The sequence below is a fragment of the Priestia sp. YIM B13551 genome, from assembly GCF_042787905.1.
GTDB lineage: Bacteria > Bacillota > Bacilli > Bacillales > Bacillaceae_H > Priestia.
Genome location: NZ_JBHZOX010000004.1, coordinates 220,912 through 239,185 on the forward strand (window position 1 = coordinate 220,912; position 18,274 = coordinate 239,185).

Genomic DNA, 18,274 nt, shown 5'->3' on the forward strand with positions numbered 1-18,274 from the left:
ATTTTTTTTTCGAATGACTTATAGAACATGTTATAATAGTTAGAGATAAGGCGAAGCTTACACCTGTGTAATGTCCGCCGCTTTTTACGAATAGTAGAATGAAGAACGCCGGATTTTACGGGCAGTTATCTCACTGTAGCTCTTTGGAAATTTAGGGGTTACTGCCCGTCAAATTCGGATAAATAAGCACATTTCAATTATAGGGGGTATGTACAAATGCATATTATAGCAGTCGGCTTAAACTTTCGAACAGCCCCTGTTGAAATAAGAGAAAAGCTTAGTTTTAATGAGCAAGAACTAGCATCTGCCATGAAAACGTTAAGCGGCCAAAAAAGTATTTTGGAAAACATCATTGTTTCAACATGCAATCGTACGGAAATTTATGCTGTTGTTGATCAATTACACACGGGCCGTTATTATGTAAAAGCATTTTTAGCTGAATGGTTCGGAATAGATAAAGAAGAGTTTTCGCCTTATTTAACTATCTATGAAAATGATGGAGCCATCGAACATTTATACCGAGTAGCATGTGGATTAGATTCAATGGTGATTGGTGAAACACAAATTCTTGGACAAGTGCGTTCAAGCTTTTTGCTTGCTCAAGAAGAAGAAACAATTGGAACGGTTTTTAATCAGCTGTTTAAACAAGCTGTGACATTAGCCAAAAAAGCTCATCATGAAACAGAAATTGGTGCGAATGCAGTTTCTGTCAGCTATGCAGCTGTAGAGCTTGCTAAAAAGATTTTTGGAGACTTATCATCCAAACATGTGTTGATTCTTGGTGCGGGAAAAATGGGTCAGCTTGCCGTACAGAATTTATATGGCAGCGGAGCTAAAAAAGTAACGGTAGTGAATCGAACATTTGAAAAGGCACAAGAGCTAGCAAACCGTTTTTCTGGAGAAGCCAAACCATTTGCTGATCTTCAACATGCTTTAAGCGAAGCAGATATCTTAATTAGTTCAACAGGGGCTAATGACTATGTAGTAACGAAACAAATGATGAGTGAAGCCGAGCGTACGCGTAAAGGTCGTCCATTGTTTATGGTAGACATCGCCGTTCCGCGTGACTTAGATCCAGAACTAGATGAGCTAGAGACGGTCTTTTTATATGATATCGACGATTTAAACGGGATTGTAGAATCCAATTTGCAAGAGCGTCAAAAAGCTGCGGATGAAATTGAAATTATGCTTGAAGCTGAAATTGTTGCTTTCAAGTCTTGGCTTGGTACATTAGGCGTTGTGCCTGTTATTTCTGCACTTCGTCAAAAAGCACTTACCATTCAAGCTGAAACGATGAAAAGCATTGATCGTAAGCTCCCAGATTTATCTGAGCGTGAGCGCAAAGTTTTAAATAAACATACAAAAAGTATAATTAATCAACTTCTTCGCGATCCAATTTTACACGCGAAAGAATTGGCTGGAGAGAAACATGCTGAAGAGTCTTTAGAGCTGTTCATGAAAATTTTTAATATTGAACAGGAAGTTGCTTTACAAAAAGAAAAAGAAGAGCAGCTTCATACATCGATTACGTCTCATTCAGTAGCTTATCAGTCTTAAGTGAGGATTGAATAATGGTTGATATGGAATTAACCAGAATCTATGAATTGATTGTGATTTTATACGCGGTGAGCGTTTTATTATATTTTATTGATTTTGTACAAAATAACCGGAAGGCAAACTCGATAGCCTTCTGGTTACTTTCTATTGTTTGGGTTTTGCAAACAGCCTTTTTAATTTTACGAATGTTTGAGACGGGAAGGTTTCCTATTCTTACCGTTTCTGAAGGGCTGTATTTTTACGCGTGGGTCTTAATTACTCTTTCACTTGTGATTAATCGCCTGTTCCGCGTTGATTTTATGGTGTTTTTTACAAATGTGATTGGTTTCTTAATTATGGCTATTCATACGTTTGCTCCACTTGAAACATACACTGCTGTCCAGTCGGAGCGCCTTGTGTCAGAATTATTAATCATTCATATTACTATGGCTATTTTATCTTACGGCGCTTTTTCAGTCTCTTTTGTTTTTTCCGCTCTGTATCTTGTTCAGTATAATTTATTGAAAAAGAAGAAGTGGGGCAAGCGCTTGCTAAGAATTGAAGATTTAACAAAGCTAGATTACATGTCCTATGTATTAATTTTAATTGGTGTACCGCTGTTATTGCTTTCGTTAATCTTAGGAATCATATGGGCTTATATTAAATACGTAGATTTTCATTGGTACGATACAAAAGTGTTAGGTTCATTTTTAATGTTTGTTGCATACAGCGCTTACTTGTATGCTAGACTGCGTAGAGGTATTCAAGGAAAGGCAATCGCAATGTGGAATATTGGATTGTTCTTAGTCTTACTTATTAATTTCTTTTTATTTGGCAGTTTATCGAATTTTCACTTTTGGGGTTCGTAATTAGGAGGACAACATGCGAAAAATTATTGTCGGCTCTCGTCGAAGCAAACTTGCGTTAACACAGACCAAGTGGGTCATTGAACAATTAAAAAAACAAGGTCTTCCTTTTGAGTTTGAAATTAAAGAAATGGTTACAAAAGGGGACCAAATTTTAAATGTAACGCTGTCCAAAGTAGGCGGTAAAGGTCTTTTTGTAAAAGAAATTGAACAAGCCATGTTAGATAAAGAAATTGATATGGCCGTTCATAGTATGAAAGATATGCCGGCTGTTTTGCCAGAAGGATTAACGATTGGATGTATTCCTTTACGAGAAGATCATCGTGATGCGCTTATTTCAAAAAATGGTGAGCGATTTGAGGAGCTACCAAGTGGTGCTGTGATTGGGACAAGCAGCTTGCGTCGAGGGGCACAGCTTCTATCTATGCGTTCAGATATCGAAATTAAATGGATTCGAGGAAATATCGACACACGCCTAGAGAAATTAAAAAATGAAGATTACGATGCGATTATCTTGGCAGCTGCAGGGTTATCTCGTATGGGCTGGTCGAAAGATACGGTCACTCAGTACCTAGAGCCGGAAATAAGCGTTCCCGCTGTGGGACAAGGAGCTTTAGCTATCGAATGCCGAGAAAATGACCATGAATTATTATCGCTTCTTCAAGCTCTAAATCATGATGAAACCGCTCGTGCTGTTAGAGCTGAACGCGTATTTTTAAAAGAGATGGAAGGCGGATGCCAAGTGCCGATTGCGGGTTATGGGCGTATATTGGACGGCGGAAACATTGAGCTAACGTCGCTAGTTGCGTCTCCTGATGGCAAAACGATTTACAAAGAGCACATTACGGGAAAAGACCCCGTTGCTATCGGTTCAGAAGCTGCTGAGCGCTTAACATCTCAAGGAGCTAAGCTTTTAATTGACCGTGTAAAAGAGGAGCTGGACAAATAATGAGTCATGAGGCTCCTCTTTTTTTGAAAAAAGTTTTGATTACAAGAGAAGCGAAGCAGGCTCATTCATTTGCAGCACAGGTTAAAAAGCTTGGAGGCATACCTTTAAGCTTACCAGTCCTCACGTTCGTACGTTCTAACAATGAAAAAGAAGTGGAAGATGTCCTGCTGTCGATTGACTGTTTTGATTGGATTGTTTTTACAAGTCAAAACGGCATTTCTTTTTTCTTTGAATGGCTAAAAGAGTTAAATATCAGTTGGAGTGTTTTAAAAAGATTAAAAGTGGCTGCGGTTGGAGAAAAAACCGCAAAATTGCTAGAAAAACACGATGTTAATGTGCAACTTGTTCCAAAAGAATACGTTGCGGAATCACTTCTTGAGTCGTTAAAAGCAAATGTGTCACATCACGAGCGAGTTCTCCTTGTACGAGGACAATTAGCCCGCTCTGTTTTAAAAGATGGGTTAAAAGAGTGTGAGGTAACGGATCTAGTTGTATATCAGACCATTCGAAATCAAGACTCTGAACGCTTGGTTAAGCAACATTTAGAAACAGGAATTGATGCCATTACTTTTACAAGTTCTTCTACAGTGAGATTTTTTGTCGAGTCAGTTAAAGATATTCCGAATTGGCTTGAGCTTATAAATAGAACCAAAGTTGTTTGCATCGGTCCTATTACGAGTCAGACAGCGAGCGAATATGGAATTAAGCATCTTGTTCCTAACACATACACAATAAATGGTATGATAGATATGTTGGTTAGTTGTTTTGAATAATAAAGGAGGATTTTAACATGAAAGATTTACAATTTACACGTCATCGTCGTCTTCGTAATTCTGTAAATATGCGTGCGCTTGTACGCGAAACACATTTACATCCTGAAGACTTTATATATCCTATTTTTATTGTAGAAGGTGAACAAAAAAGAAATGCTGTAAAATCAATGCCAGGTGTGGATCAAATTTCTTTAGACTACTTGAATGATGAAATCCAAGAGTTAGTCGATTTAGGAATCAAGTCAGCTATGGTATTTGGTGTTCCCGCTGAAAAAGATGCGGTGGGCTCACAGGCATACCATGACCACGGAATTGTCCAAAAAGGTATTCGTCAAATTAAAGAAAATTTTCCAGACTTTGTTGTTATCGCAGATACATGCTTATGTCAATACACAGATCATGGCCACTGTGGTGTAATTGAAGACGGAAAAATCTTAAACGATCCTAGCCTTGACTTATTAGCGCGTACAGCGGTTAGTCAAGCTAAAGCAGGAGCGGATATTATTGCGCCTTCAAACATGATGGACGGTTTCGTGGCAGCTATTCGCCACGGTCTAGACGAAGGTGGATTTGAAGATGTGCCCGTGATGTCTTATGCTGTTAAATATGCATCTGCTTTTTACGGACCATTCCGCGATGCAGCGCATTCTTCTCCTCAATTTGGAGACCGTAAAACATATCAAATGGACCCAGCCAATCGCTTAGAAGCACTTCGAGAAGCAGAATCTGATGTCGAAGAAGGAGCAGATTTCTTAATTGTAAAACCAGCTCTATCATATTTAGATATTATGCGCGATGTGAAAAATACGTTTAATTTACCGGTAGTGGCTTATAATGTGAGCGGTGAATATTCAATGATTAAAGCGGCAGCTCAAAACGGCTGGGTAAATGAAAAAGAGATTGTTCTTGAAAAATTAATTAGCATGAAGCGTGCAGGAGCGGATTTAATTGTAACGTATCATGCTAAAGACGCAGCACGCTGGTTATCTGACAAGTAATTAAGGAGGCTTACACATGAGAAGTTATGAAAAGTCAAAAGCAGCTTTTTTAGAAGCGCAGCAATTAATGCCGGGTGGAGTAAACAGTCCTGTTCGTGCATTTAAATCAGTAGATATGGATCCTATTTTTATGGAACGAGGAAAAGGCGCTACGATTTACGATATTGACGGCAACAAATATATTGACTACGTCTTATCATGGGGACCTTTAATTCACGGACATTCCAACGATCAAGTAGTTGAAGCAGTAAAAAAAGTAACGGAATCTGGTACAAGCTTTGGTGCACCAACATTAATTGAAAATGAGCTTGCTAAGGTTGTTATTGAGCGCGTTCCTTCAATCGAAATCGTCCGTATGGTGAGTTCAGGTACGGAAGCAACGATGAGCGCACTGCGTTTAGCACGTGGCTATACGGGCCGCAACAAAATTTTAAAATTTGAAGGCTGTTACCATGGACACGGTGACTCTCTTCTAATTAAAGCTGGCTCAGGCGTTGCAACGTTAGGCCTACCAGATAGCCCGGGAGTGCCTGAAGGAATCGCTAAAAACACGATTACAGTGCCGTACAATGATTTAGAAAGCGTACAATATGCTTTTAAAGAATTCGGAGATGACATTGCCGGAGTAATCGTTGAACCGGTAGCAGGAAATATGGGTGTGGTACCGCCTCAGCCAGGTTTCTTACAAGGGCTTCGTGATATCACATCAGAATATGGCTCACTGCTCATTTTTGATGAAGTAATGACAGGGTTCCGCGTAGCGTACAACTGTGCACAGGGCTACTATAACATTACGCCTGACTTAACTTGCTTAGGAAAAGTAATCGGTGGTGGTTTACCAGTAGGTGCTTACGGTGGTAAAGCTGAAATTATGGAGCGAGTTGCACCAAGCGGCCCGATTTATCAAGCAGGTACATTATCAGGTAATCCGCTTGCGATGACAGCTGGATACGAGACGTTAACGCAGCTAACACCTCAATCCTACGATGAGTTCATTCGTAAAGCAGATCGCTTAGAAGAAGGATTGATGGCAGCAGCTGAAAAATATGATGTGCCGTTTACGGTAAACCGAGCTGGTTCAATGATCGGTTTCTTCTTTACAAACGAACAGGTAATAAATTACGAAACAGCGAAAACATCGAATTTAGATTATTTTGCAGTTTACTATCGTGAAATGGCTAATGAAGGCGTGTTTTTACCTCCTTCTCAATTCGAAGGAATGTTTTTATCAACTTCTCATACAGATGCAGACATTGAACATACAATTGCAGCAGCTGAAAAAGCTTTTTCGAAGTTACGTGGATAAACAGATAAATAAGATTGACTTTTATATCAAAGCTTACGGAGTATTCCGTAAGCTTTTTTAGTTTTAAAGACATATTTTAATTTATTTGTTCATACATCTTTAATGACCGCGCTATTACCTGGCGGGTGTTGGAAGGGGGAGAACAATTTGTCGCAGGATAATTTATCATGTCTGCGTTTTTCCGTAGAAGAATCAGTATGGTTTCAAAAAGGACAGGAAGTCTCACAACTTTTGTCTATCTCCTTAGAGCCTCAAGTATCTATTCAAGAATATGACCAATACGTGTCTATTCGAGGAGCATTACAATTAACAGGTGAATACGAAACGTACGAGGGAGAGCACTCGTTACGCGAATATACAAATGAGAATCAAGTGCAATCTATCTCTGTCCGTGAAGACGGAACGGCTGAATTATCACATCAATTTCCTGTTGATATTACCATTCCTAAAAATCGTATTCAAAGTATTGAAGACGTATATGTATCTATTGATTTATTTGATTATGAATTGCCGGGCACAAATCAGCTGCAGCTAATGGCTGACTTGTCCATCACAGGGTTGTACGGAGAACAGCATGAAGAACGAGAAGAAGAGGAAGAGTTTTCGGAGGAACAGCACATCGTCTCCTATGAAGAAGTGGACGATGCTGAAGAAGTATATACTGAAAACGTTGCTCAAGAAGAAGAGGAACAAGAAGAACAAGAGTTTGACGTAAGCTATCGTGAAGCTCCCGCACTTTTAGAGGCAGAGGCTATTGAAGAAGATCATTCAGAAGAGCCCCCTAGTTATTTTTCATCTGTATTTAAAAAAGAATCTCGTGCTGAGCCGGTCGTGGAATATGAAGAGGAAGCATATGAACCATTTGAAGTCGAAGTGAAAAAAGAGGCCCAAATCGAGGAAGAAAGAGAAGACAACGTGATTGAGCTCTTTCAGCTTCGTCAAGAGCAAGAAAGCTTCGAAGAATCGCAAGCTAGTGAATTGAATACGTATGCTGACGTTCAACAAGAGACTGAGCAAGAAGAAGCTGAACAAGAAGAGGAAAAGATTATTGTTGAATTTCGGAAAGAAGAAAATGAAAGCGGCCGAAATGAAAACGCCCTTTATTTAACAAAGCTCTTTTCGCGGGAAGAAGAAGCTTTTTCAACGTGGAAGCTTTGTATTGTTCAAGACGGAGATTCGCTTGATACGATAGCAAACCGCTATAATACGAATGTACAAAACATTTTACGAGTAAATAATTTAGAAGATGAATATGAGCTGGAAGAAGGAAGCATCTTAAATATTCCCGTTCGTTAAAGTCGGAAAGAAAACAGTTTTGACGCATATAATGTCTTAACTGTTTTCTTTATTTTTTACGAGGAAGGAGAATATAGATGCAGCGGACAGTAGCAGACTACAAAGTATTGTTAAAAGAATATGACTTAGATGTTGACTTTATCGAAGACTACGGAAAAGTAAAAAAAGTCTATACGAAAACCGGCGTGTTTGCGCTTAAAGAAATGGCGAATCATCAAGAGCGAAATCAAAACTTCATTCAAAAGCTGCAGAACGTGTATCAAAAAGGATGGATGGGATTTGTCCCTATTTATCAAACGAAGCGTTCTCAGCCCATTGTTTCAGATGAAAGCGGCTCGTATTACTTAATGCCGTGGCTCCCAAATAATCCGACCGAAGAGCGTGATATTCGATATCATAAATTATTTCAAGAGCTTGCTAAGCTTCACGGCGCTTCGGCGCAGGAAGTAGAAGTGAAAAAAGAAGATATAGAAAATCATTATACATCGATGAAAGAAACGTGGGAAAAACGTCAGGAAGAGCTGAAGCAGTACGTAGTAGAATACGAGAAGAAAGTTTATATGTCCCCGTTTGAATTGCATTACTGTACATTTTATTATGAAATGACAAGAGCGCTTGAATTTGGTTTTGGAAAGCTCGATCAGTGGAACGATGAAATGGAAGAAAAGGAAAAGATCCGGCTGGTTACTTCTCATGGAAAGCTATCGGCTAAACATTTTATCTATGACGAGCGGGGAAATGGTTTTTTTATTAATTTTGAACATGCAAAAGATGCTTCACCGATTTATGATTTGGTCTCATTTTATTTCCGTACTCTTCGCACATACCCAGTAACTACCTATGACAGCTATGAGTGGTTTAGTACGTATGAAAAACATTTTGCTCTCAGAGAAGAGGAACGGCTGCTTTTGCACAGTTATTTGGCGTTTCCAGAACCCTTGTATCAGTGCATCGTTCAATATAGGCAGCATAAAGAAAGTAAAACAGAGCTTGAACATATGCAGTCATTTATTCGAGCATACTGGCTGACGAAAAACATTGAACAGCTCAATATTAAAATATTTGAAGTAGATCAGCAAAAAAAAATGGCAGCGGAAGCAGCTGCACAAGCCCAAGCGAACGAATAGCGCTTGGGTTTTTAAATCCAGTCGGAATATAAAGCAACCGCTAGTATGGCAAGCAATGCCAACAACAGTACATCAAAGGTTGTAGGGAAAAATAGTGTACGTATACCTTGAAAAATTGTTAAAGGAACAATAAACTGTCCACAAGCCGCTCCTGCTGTTTTGAGCCACCGCTGCAGCTGATACGAATTTACATTTATTCGTTTCTTCATTTGTACATGCCCCTTTCAATCCACGTGCCCAGGTTAAAGTAAGTATATGAAAAAAGAAAGAAATGGTGACATTTTTTTGAGTGGGCTCTTCATTTTATTTCCAAAATTAGCGAGCGAATGAAAAAATAAAGAGCAGAACAAAAAAATTATGAATATAATCATAAAAAAATGGAGAAGATTATTGACGATTCAACATTTTTTCATATAGTATAATTAAGAGAAATTCATACATAAATACAGTGAATAGGAAGAGTACGGGATGTTCGTCTTTCAGAGAGAGAAATCAGTTGCTGTGAGATTTCTTAAGAATGTGCACTCGGAATGTCGCCTATGAGTAGCTTTTTTGAACAGCTGCATAGCTCAGTAGAAAAAGCCGGTTAATCAACCGTTATGAAATGAAGTGTATAGGCTTATCAAACGGGATACGTCTATAAAAAAAGGTGGTACCGCGAAATCAACTCCTTTCGTCCTTTTATTAGGAAAGGAGTTTTTTTATGTTTATAAAAGCTTTACACAGTTTCTAAGGACTGAAACTTTATATTATGGAGGTATACATTATGTCTGAAAAAGAAGTGACTCTTCCAACGAAGTATGATCCAAAAGCCGTTGAAGAAAATCGTTATCAGTATTGGTTAGACGGGAAGTTTTTTGAAGCAACAAATGACCCTGAAAAAGAGCCATATACAATTGTAATTCCACCCCCAAACGTAACGGGCAAGCTGCATTTAGGCCACGCTTGGGATACAACGTTACAAGACATCTTAACGCGTATGAAGCGCATGCAAGGCTATGACGTTTTATGGCTTCCTGGCATGGACCATGCGGGGATTGCAACGCAGGCAAAAGTAGAAGAAAAGCTTCGCAGCGAAGGGAAAAGCCGCTACGATCTAGGCCGCGAAAATTTTGTAGCCGAAACGTGGAAATGGAAAGAAGAATATGCAAGCTTTATTCGCCAGCAGTGGTCGAAGCTAGGACTTGGCTTAGACTATTCACGCGAGCGCTTCACGCTTGATGAAGGCCTTTCTAAAGCAGTGCGCGAAGTATTCGTAACGCTTTACAAAAAAGGGTTAATCTATCGCGGAGAATATATTATTAACTGGGATCCAGCTACAAAAACAGCTCTTTCAGACATCGAGGTTATTTACAAAGATGTACAAGGTGCGTTTTATCATATGCGCTATCCGTTGGCAGATGGTTCTGGACATATTGAAATCGCAACAACTCGTCCTGAAACAATGCTAGGAGATACGGCTGTAGCTGTTCACCCTGAAGATGATCGCTATAAGCACTTAATTGGCAAAAAGGTTGTCCTTCCGATTGTAGGGCGTGAAATTCCAATCGTAGGCGATGATTATGTAGATATGGAATTCGGTTCTGGTGCGGTGAAAATCACGCCTGCTCATGACCCGAACGATTTTGAAATTGGAAACCGTCATAATTTAGAGCGTATTTTAGTGATGAATCAAGACGGTACGATGAACGACAAAGCAGGTAAATATGAAGGAATGGATCGTTTTGCTTGCCGTAAGCAAATTGTTAAAGACCTTCAAGAAGACGGTGTATTGTTCAACATTGAAGACCACATGCATTCAGTAGGTCACAGTGAACGAAGCGGTGCCGTTGTTGAACCTTATTTATCAACTCAGTGGTTTGTAAAAATGCAGCCGTTAGCAGATAAAGCAGTAGATCTTCAAAAACAAGAAGAAAAAGTAAACTTTGTGCCTGATCGTTTTGAAAAGACATACTTACACTGGATGGAAAATATTCGCGACTGGTGTATTTCACGTCAGCTTTGGTGGGGACATCGCATTCCAGCTTGGTATCATAAAAAAACTGGAGAAGTATACGTAGATCATGAGGCTCCAGCAGATATCGAAAACTGGGAACAAGATTCAGATGTATTAGACACATGGTTCAGTTCAGCGCTATGGCCATTCTCAACAATGGGCTGGCCCGATGTGGATGCAGCTGATTTCAAACGCTACTACCCAACAAATGTGCTTGTAACAGGCTACGATATTATTTTCTTCTGGGTATCTCGTATGATTTTCCAAGGTCTTGAATTTACGGGTAAACGTCCGTTTGACGATGTACTCATTCACGGTCTTGTACGAGATGCTGAAGGTCGTAAAATGAGTAAATCACTTGGTAACGGTGTAGATCCAATGGAAGTAATCGAGAAATACGGTGCAGATTCTCTTCGCTACTTCTTATCTACAGGAAGCTCACCAGGACAAGATTTACGCTTCAGCTTTGAAAAAGTCGAAGCGACATGGAACTTTGCAAATAAAATTTGGAATGCTTCTCGTTTTGCATTAATGAACATGGACGGCATCACATTTGAAGAGCTTGATTTATCAGGCGAAAAGTCTGTTGCTGATAAATGGATTTTAACGCGCTTAAATGAAACGATTGAGCACGTAACAAAATTAGCTGACAAATATGAATTCGGTGAAGTTGGACGTATTCTCTATAACTTTATTTGGGATGATTTCTGCGATTGGTACATTGAAATGGCTAAACTTCCTCTTTACGGAGAAGATGAAGCAGTTAAAAAGACAACTCGCTCAATTTTAGCTTATGTACTTGATAATACAATGCGACTTTTACATCCATTCATGCCGTTTATTACCGAAGAAATTTGGCAAAGCTTGCCGCATGAAGGCGAATCAATTACAGTAGCTAAATGGCCGGAAGTACGCCCTGAGCTTTCTGATAAAGAAGCTGCTAACGATATGCGTTTACTTGTAGATATTATCCGCGCTGTTCGTAACATTCGTGCTGAAGTGAACACGCCGATGAGCAAACAAGTAAAATTATTTATCAAAGCTAAAGATGAAAATATTCAAAGCCAGCTCGAAAAGAACCGTGCGTATGTAGAACGTTTCTGTAATCCAAGTGAGCTTGTGATTTCAACAGATGTTTCATTAGATGAAAAAGCGATGACTGCTGTTGTAACAGGCGCAGAATTAATTTTACCTCTTGAAGGTTTAATTAATATCGAAGAAGAAATCGCGCGTTTAGAAAAAGAATACGACAAGTTAAACAAAGAAGTAGAACGTGTACAAAAGAAATTAAACAACCAAGGCTTTATTGCAAAAGCGCCTGCTAAAGTAGTAGAAGAAGAGCGTGCAAAAGAGCAGGATTATGTTGAAAAACGCGAAGCTGTTCAGTCTCGTATTGCTGAATTACGCGGATAATCAATGGGTTAATGAACCAACAGAAAAAGCGTGGCTTGTATAGCGACGCTTTTTCTTTACATAATAATAGCGATGGAAAAGAAAGGTGAATAAAAGATGATAACGACATATGAAGAAGCGCTTGATTGGATTCATAACAGACTTCGCTTTGGAATCAAGCCGGGGTTAGAACGAATGGAATGGATGCTAGAGCAGCTTGATTTTCCGCAGCAAAATCTAAATGCTATTCATGTTGCTGGTACGAATGGTAAAGGTTCTACCGTTTCTTATTTGCGAAACATGTTAGAAGAAGCAGGGTATAAAGTTGGAACCTTTACTTCTCCTTATATCGAAACATTTAATGAACGGATCAGCGTGAATGGAAAGCCTATTTCAAATGAAGCAATGACTGCTCTTGTTCAGGAAATAAAGCCTATTGTGGAGCGACTAGAACATACAAACTTAGGATCAGCAACGGAATTTGAAGTGATTACAGTCATGGCTTTTCTTTATTTCGGCTATCATGAGTCAGTTGACTATGCTGTGTTTGAAACAGGTCTTGGAGGACGATATGACTCAACAAACGTTGTGAATCCTATGGTGAGTATTATTACAAACATTGGATTTGATCACATGGCAATACTAGGAGATACGGTAGAAGAAATTGCAGCAGAAAAAGCGGGGATTATTAAAAAAGAAGTCCCTATTATTACCGGTGCAGAGCAAGTAAAGGCGCTTGATGTCATTACTGAAGAAGCAAAGTCAAAGCAGGCTTCGTTATTTGTGTTAGGAAAAGATTTTGACATTAAAAACTATGAGCCCTTAGCAAATGGGGAAGGCTTTGCGTTAAAAACGCCTTATGGCACATTTGAACATTTAGAATTAAATATGCTTGGCTATCATCAAGTGAAAAATGCAGCTTTGGCTGTCATGGCCGTTTGTTATTTAAAAGAAAAGAAAAAGCTTTCTATCTCCAAGGAGCAAATGATAAAAGGGATTCAGCATACAAAGTGGAACGGCCGCTTTGAGATAGTAAATGAGCATCCTTTAACGATTATTGATGGGGCTCATAATGCAGAAGGCATTGATAGCTTGTTATCTACTTTACGCCTTCATTATGAAGATCGAAGCATTCATTTAGTTTTCAGCTGTTTAAATGATAAAAGCGCTGATCGAATGGTCCAAGAACTTGAAACAATCGCTGCAAGTATTACATTTACGTCGTTTGACTTTCCTCGTGCTCGCCCAGCTCAAGAGCTTTATGAGATGAGTACTCATCATAATAAGCATATGGACGAGGAGTGGAAAAAAGCAATTGCTTACGTAAAAGAAAAGGCGACAGGTGAACAAGACATGGTCGTGATTACAGGGTCTCTGTATTTTATATCAGAAGTGCGGGCTTTTCTTCTAAAATGAGCAAAAGCAGCAAGTGAAATCTTGCTGCTTTTAACATAATGTGAGGAAGGGATACGGATAATAAGGAAGCACTAAGTTCAAAGTATTGTCACTTTCACCCCTTAGGTAAGTGATATATAATAAACATGTACATCACTAAATAAGGAGATTGTTAACATGAGTAAGAATAATGAAAAAATTGTACCGAAAAGTAATAAAAACTTTACTGGTATTATTCTTACCTTTTCAGTGATAGCGAATGTTATTATTTTACTGCTATTCTTTTCGAATATTGGCTATCAAGGAAAAGTAAGTTTTGATTTGACTATCTTTCCACGGTTAAATGCTATTTTGAATAGTTTTACGTTTATTTTTTTAGTTGCAGCGTTGATTTCAATTTTCAGGAAAAATATTAATGCTCATAAAGGTTTTATTTTAGCAGCATTCACTTCCACACTGCTCTTTTTAGTTTCATATTTAACGTTCCATTACATTTCCACAGAAACAGCTACGTTTGGTGGAGAAGGAATCGTTCGTCCCATTTACTTCTTTATTTTGATCACACACAGTTTCCTAGCAGCGATTATTGTTCCGCTGGCACTGTTTGCACTTGTGTGGGGCTGGACAATGCAAGTTGAAAAACACAAAAAAATTGTGCGATGGACAATGCCAATCTGGCTTTATGTAAGTCTTACAGGTGTAATTGTCTACTTATTTATGGCTCCTTACTATTAAAAGACGTCTGCTTTTGCAGACGTTTTTTTATGCTGTGTTTGTTTTTTAGTGGTATAATCCTTATTACCTATAAAAAGTGTGTTTTAAGGAAGGAGGCATACAGAATATGACTTTTATGGGTATTATGATTCAGTTTATTAACGAAGGAGCTGTTTGATACTAATCAATAAAGGAGAGATATTGAAATGGATAAACTGTCAACGAGGAATAAAGGAATTTCTCTAATGAAAGTGATCATACTGGTTATCGTAATAGGTCTTCTAGCAGCTTTTCTCATTCCGTTTATTGGCAGCTATTTAAGGGAACGAGATACATTCCTTCACTCAAAAGAAAACCTACAATTAGTAAGCAGCAGGCCTGAGATGGAAGAAATAGTATGAGTTTAATTTACCTCTATGCATTTGTTTCAGGTATCACGTTAGGTTCATTTTATAACGTAGCAGGACTTAGAATACCTCAGAAAAAATCTATTTTATCTCCAAGATCTCATTGTCCACACTGTTTATACGTTCTTTCTCCACAACAATTAATTCCCATAGTCTCCTACATTAAAAATGCAGGAAAATGTAGTATGTGTCACAAAAAAATCTCCTTCATCTACCCATTCATAGAATTTTCGACAGGAAGTTTATTTGTATATGCTTTTTTTAGATTGAATATGACGTTAGAACTGATTGTCATATTAACCTTTGTTTCTTTTTTAACAATTATAGTTGTCTCAGACATAGCCTATATGATTGTCCCAAATAAGGTGCTGCTTTTCTTTTTGCCTATCTTTCTACTTGAGCGTCTTTTCATTCCATTAAATTCGTGGAGTGATTCCTTAATGGGAGGAGGAATCGCATTTTTTCTCCTCTTTCTAATCGCATTTCTCAGCAGAGGGGGGCTTGGAGAAGGAGATATTAAATTGTATGCTTTGATTGGTATTGTGCTTGGAGTAAAGCTTGTTTTGCTATCGCTTTTTTTAGCTATATTAATAGGCGGAACCGTTAGTATAGGAGCGTTATTAATGAAAAAGGCAAAGGTAGGTGTACCAATTCCTTTCGTTCCATTTATTTTTATAGGCACAATCGCTGCTTATTTTCATGGAAACGAATTGATAGATTGGTATGTTAGCAACTATTTTTTATTGAGCTTCAAGTCTTCGACAAATTTAAAATTTCTGTAACTAAATAGCGAAAACCTTTTGTAACAAGACGACAAATGTCTTGTTATTTTTTTTTTCTTCTATGATAGCATGGAAAAAAGTGTATGTTTTATGTCGGTTTACCTCAGCTTGCAACCGGTACTAAGACTACGTTAACTAAAGGCGGTGGGGCAGTGGACAAGCAGGAACGAAAAATTTCAATTAAAATCAACGGTCAATCCAAGGAAGAACAAGCGCCAGAAAAAGACGAGTTTACGTGGGTTCTTCCGGAACCGGGATCCACAGATTCTCATGTGGAAGAAAATAAAGTGGTGTTTATTGAAGATGTAAGAAATGAAAAAAAGAAAAAGCCGCGATTACATCCTAAAAATGTTTCGATTAAAACGGTAAACGGCGGTGTGATCAAACGAACAGCTGTGATTGTACTGCTAGCAGTCGGAATAGGCAGCGGCATCGGTATGGTTGGTGTGAAAATGATGACAGGAAGCGAACAGCCTGTAAGCAAAGCACAAACAAGTGAGCAAACGAAAGAAGAAAAAGCTTCTCAAACAGCGTCTACCACTGAAAGTGTTGGTAAAGCTGAAAAGAAAAGCGAACAGGAATCGAAGGGGACATCAGCTGCTGCTTCTACTTTAGAACCTTTTTCCTTTTACATTGTTCAAGCAGGTGCTTTTTCATCAAAAACTGCTGCAAATAAAGCAATGGATAAATGGAAAGAAGAGAACGAAGCAGGCGAGATCTTTTCACCTAAAACCTATTCTCTTGTCGTTGGTGCTGCCACTGGAGAAGAAAAAGCGAACGCACTTAGTAAAACGTATAAACAACAAGGTAAAGATGTATATGTAAAGTCTTATGAAATTAAGCCCACTAGCGAATTAGGGAAAAAAGATCAAACGGTTATAACAACAGCGCAGCCGTTTATGGCTAATCTCTTAGATCAATCTGCTAAAGCGATTGAAGGACAGCGGGTAGCCGATATCAAATCTCTGAAAAAAGAGCTGACAAAAGTTCAGAAAGAAGCGTCAAATGAAGACATTAAAACCATGGTGAGCACCCTTCAAAAAGCTGCTGCTTCTCTTTCTTCATATGAAGACAATAAAAGCAGTAAAGATGCTTGGCTTGCTCAGCGATACGTGTTAAAAGCTCTTCAGCAGTATGAAAGCCTTGTAACGTCTTAACAAGTGAGGTAGTGTAATGCTGCCTCACTTGTTTATTGTCATTTGGAGATGAAATTGCTAAAATAACGGTGTGTCCTTCTTTTTTAAATCAAAATGCAAAGGTGAGATGTATGAAACAAACATTAATTTTAGCCTCAGGCTCTCCTCGTCGAAAAGAATTACTTCAGCAGCTTCACATTCCCTTTACCGTTCACGTTAGTACAATTGAAGAAATCGTCAATCCATCATACACTCCGTCCGAGGTAGTAATGGATTTAGCTAGGCAAAAAGCAGTGGACGTTGCTTCGCATCATAAAGAGGATATTGTCCTAGGTGCCGATACAGTTGTCGTATATGGCAATCGTATTTTAGGAAAGCCAAAAACGAAACAAGAAGCGATTGAAACACTTACGATGCTGTCAGGTCAAAAACATCAGGTATTAACTGGAGTAGCGTTCGTATCAAATGCAAAAGTTCATACGTTTTATGAACAAACAGATGTAGAGTTTTGGCCGATTGAACAAGATGAAATCGTACAGTACGTAGAGTCAGGAGAGCCTATGGATAAGGCTGGTTCTTATGGAATTCAAGGTCTCGGTGCTGCGCTAGTTAAAAAAATTGAAGGAGACTATTTCTCCGTGGTGGGCTTGCCGCTCTCCCGAACAATACGTGAGCTAAAACAATACGGTTTCGTTTACTAAAAAGGAGTGGCGAAATTGGATCAATCATTGTTAATTAAAGATTTCCCTCAAGATGAAAGACCTCGAGAGCGCCTTGTGTCAATGGGTGCTTCTAGTCTTTCTAACCACGAGCTTATTGCTATTTTGCTGCGCACTGGAACTAAAGATGAATCTGTTCTTCAGCTGTCCAATCGCATATTAACGCATTTTGAAGGTCTTCAACTTTTGCAGCATGCATCGCTTGATGAAATGATGAATATTAAAGGTATCGGACCTGCAAAAGCAATTCAAATTATAGCGGCTATTGAAATAGGTAACAGGATTGTACAGCGGAAATCTAGTCAGCGATATACCATTCATGGCCCTGAAGACGGAGCTAATTATGTGATGGAAGAAATGCGCGTGCTGTCTCAAGAGCATTTCGTCTGTTTATACCTCAACACGAAAAATCAAGTTCTCCACAAGCAAACCATTTTTATCGGAAGCCTCAATTCATCTATTGTCCATCCAAGAGAAGTATTTAAAGAAGCCTTTCGTCGTTCAGCTGCATCCCTTATTTGTATTCATAATCATCCCTCCGGCGACCCTACTCCCAGCAGAGAAGATATAGAGGTAACGAAGCGCTTAAAAGAGTGCGGATTTATCATAGGAATTGAATTGTTAGATCATTTAATTATCGGAGATCGAAAATATATTAGTTTAAAAGAAAAAGGATACATGTAAGGCTATGCTTTTTAAAATCCTTGGGTTATAATAGTAGTCATGATTTTAAATGACAAGTTCTTTACAATCATTCGTTATTAATAGACAAAGTATGACTTTTTATCATACAATATTTGGCGTTGACATCTATGAAAAAAGTATAGAAAATAAAAAATGTTACTTATGAAATGAAGAAATTGAATTATGGAATTTTTACCT

The 18,274-nt window shown here is 38.6% G+C and carries 17 protein-coding genes and 1 other annotated feature; of the genes, 16 read left to right on the plus strand and 1 reads right to left on the minus strand.

The annotated features are described in order from the left end of the window. Positions 1-216 precede the first annotated feature (216 nt). The 8 genes from hemA to ysxE all read left to right on the plus strand — a co-directional run bounded on the left by hemA (position 217) and on the right by ysxE (position 8,851). A complete protein-coding gene (hemA, locus tag ACFX4N_RS20800) occupies positions 217-1,557 on the plus strand; it encodes a glutamyl-tRNA reductase (protein ID WP_013085134.1) in 1,341 nt (446 codons plus the stop codon). Between the two features lie 14 nt (positions 1,558-1,571). Further along, positions 1,572-2,405: a cytochrome C assembly family protein gene (locus ACFX4N_RS20805; protein WP_013059361.1), complete on the plus strand. Its 834-nt coding sequence runs from the start codon at positions 1,572-1,574 to the stop codon at positions 2,403-2,405. A 13-nt stretch (positions 2,406-2,418) separates the two neighbouring features. Continuing rightward, positions 2,419-3,351: a hydroxymethylbilane synthase gene (hemC, locus tag ACFX4N_RS20810; protein WP_053487758.1), complete on the plus strand. Its 933-nt coding sequence runs from the start codon at positions 2,419-2,421 to the stop codon at positions 3,349-3,351. Beyond that, entirely contained in the window at positions 3,351-4,124 is a 774-nt protein-coding gene (locus ACFX4N_RS20815; RefSeq protein WP_013059359.1) for a uroporphyrinogen-III synthase, read from the plus strand. Before hemC ends, ACFX4N_RS20815 begins: the two co-directional genes overlap by 1 nt. Positions 4,125-4,141: 17 nt before the next feature. After that, on the plus strand, positions 4,142-5,122 hold the full coding sequence (gene hemB, locus ACFX4N_RS20820) for a porphobilinogen synthase (protein WP_013059358.1): 981 nt from the start codon (positions 4,142-4,144) through the stop codon (positions 5,120-5,122). Positions 5,123-5,138: 16 nt separating this feature from the next. Next, on the plus strand, positions 5,139-6,428 hold the full coding sequence (gene hemL, locus ACFX4N_RS20825; protein ID WP_301264581.1) for a glutamate-1-semialdehyde 2,1-aminomutase: 1,290 nt from the start codon (positions 5,139-5,141) through the stop codon (positions 6,426-6,428). 147 nt (positions 6,429-6,575) lie between these two features. Then, a complete protein-coding gene (spoVID, locus tag ACFX4N_RS20830) occupies positions 6,576-7,724 on the plus strand; it encodes a stage VI sporulation protein D (protein ID WP_098239159.1) in 1,149 nt (382 codons plus the stop codon). A gap of 77 nt (positions 7,725-7,801) precedes the next feature. Further along, positions 7,802-8,851 (plus strand): spore coat protein YsxE, encoded by a 1,050-nt coding sequence (ysxE, locus tag ACFX4N_RS20835; RefSeq protein WP_013059355.1) that lies wholly within the window; start codon positions 7,802-7,804, stop codon positions 8,849-8,851. Positions 8,852-8,862: 11 nt separating this feature from the next. Here the strand turns inward: ysxE and ACFX4N_RS20840 are convergent, their stop codons facing one another. Then, on the minus strand, positions 8,863-9,060 hold the full coding sequence (locus ACFX4N_RS20840) for a hypothetical protein (protein WP_013059354.1): 198 nt from the start codon (positions 9,058-9,060) through the stop codon (positions 8,863-8,865). A gap of 230 nt (positions 9,061-9,290) precedes the next feature. Then, positions 9,291-9,535 (plus strand) — a binding site (T-box leader). Between the two features lie 82 nt (positions 9,536-9,617). On the opposite strand from ACFX4N_RS20840, the gene ACFX4N_RS20845 reads away from it, so the two are divergent. From ACFX4N_RS20845 to radC, 8 genes are all read left to right on the plus strand, one after another. Then, positions 9,618-12,260: a valine--tRNA ligase gene (locus tag ACFX4N_RS20845; protein WP_055992453.1), complete on the plus strand. Its 2,643-nt coding sequence runs from the start codon at positions 9,618-9,620 to the stop codon at positions 12,258-12,260. A gap of 96 nt (positions 12,261-12,356) precedes the next feature. Continuing rightward, positions 12,357-13,655, plus strand: a complete 1,299-nt coding sequence (locus tag ACFX4N_RS20850) for a bifunctional folylpolyglutamate synthase/dihydrofolate synthase (protein ID WP_301264580.1) — start codon at positions 12,357-12,359, stop codon at positions 13,653-13,655. 156 nt (positions 13,656-13,811) lie between these two features. Beyond that, positions 13,812-14,369: a DUF420 domain-containing protein gene (locus ACFX4N_RS20855; protein ID WP_013059351.1), complete on the plus strand. Its 558-nt coding sequence runs from the start codon at positions 13,812-13,814 to the stop codon at positions 14,367-14,369. Between the two features lie 185 nt (positions 14,370-14,554). Next, complete coding sequence (locus ACFX4N_RS20860; RefSeq protein WP_013059350.1) at positions 14,555-14,749, plus strand: hypothetical protein; 195 nt, start codon at positions 14,555-14,557, stop codon at positions 14,747-14,749. Next, the gene (locus ACFX4N_RS20865) at positions 14,746-15,537 is read left to right on the plus strand and encodes a prepilin peptidase (RefSeq protein ID WP_013059349.1); all 792 of its coding nucleotides are present in this window, start codon (positions 14,746-14,748) and stop codon (positions 15,535-15,537) included. The genes ACFX4N_RS20860 and ACFX4N_RS20865 overlap by 4 nt, the downstream gene beginning before the upstream one ends. 83 nt (positions 15,538-15,620) lie before the next feature. Continuing rightward, a complete protein-coding gene (locus ACFX4N_RS20870; protein WP_053487753.1) occupies positions 15,621-16,694 on the plus strand; it encodes an SPOR domain-containing protein in 1,074 nt (357 codons plus the stop codon). A 110-nt stretch (positions 16,695-16,804) separates the two neighbouring features. After that, the gene (locus ACFX4N_RS20875; RefSeq protein WP_013059347.1) at positions 16,805-17,374 is read left to right on the plus strand and encodes a Maf family protein; all 570 of its coding nucleotides are present in this window, start codon (positions 16,805-16,807) and stop codon (positions 17,372-17,374) included. Between the two features lie 15 nt (positions 17,375-17,389). After that, positions 17,390-18,076 carry a RadC family protein gene (radC, locus tag ACFX4N_RS20880; protein ID WP_063672727.1) on the plus strand — a complete coding sequence of 229 codons (687 nt, stop codon included), beginning with the start codon at positions 17,390-17,392 and terminating at the stop codon, positions 18,074-18,076. Positions 18,077-18,274 lie beyond the last annotated feature (198 nt).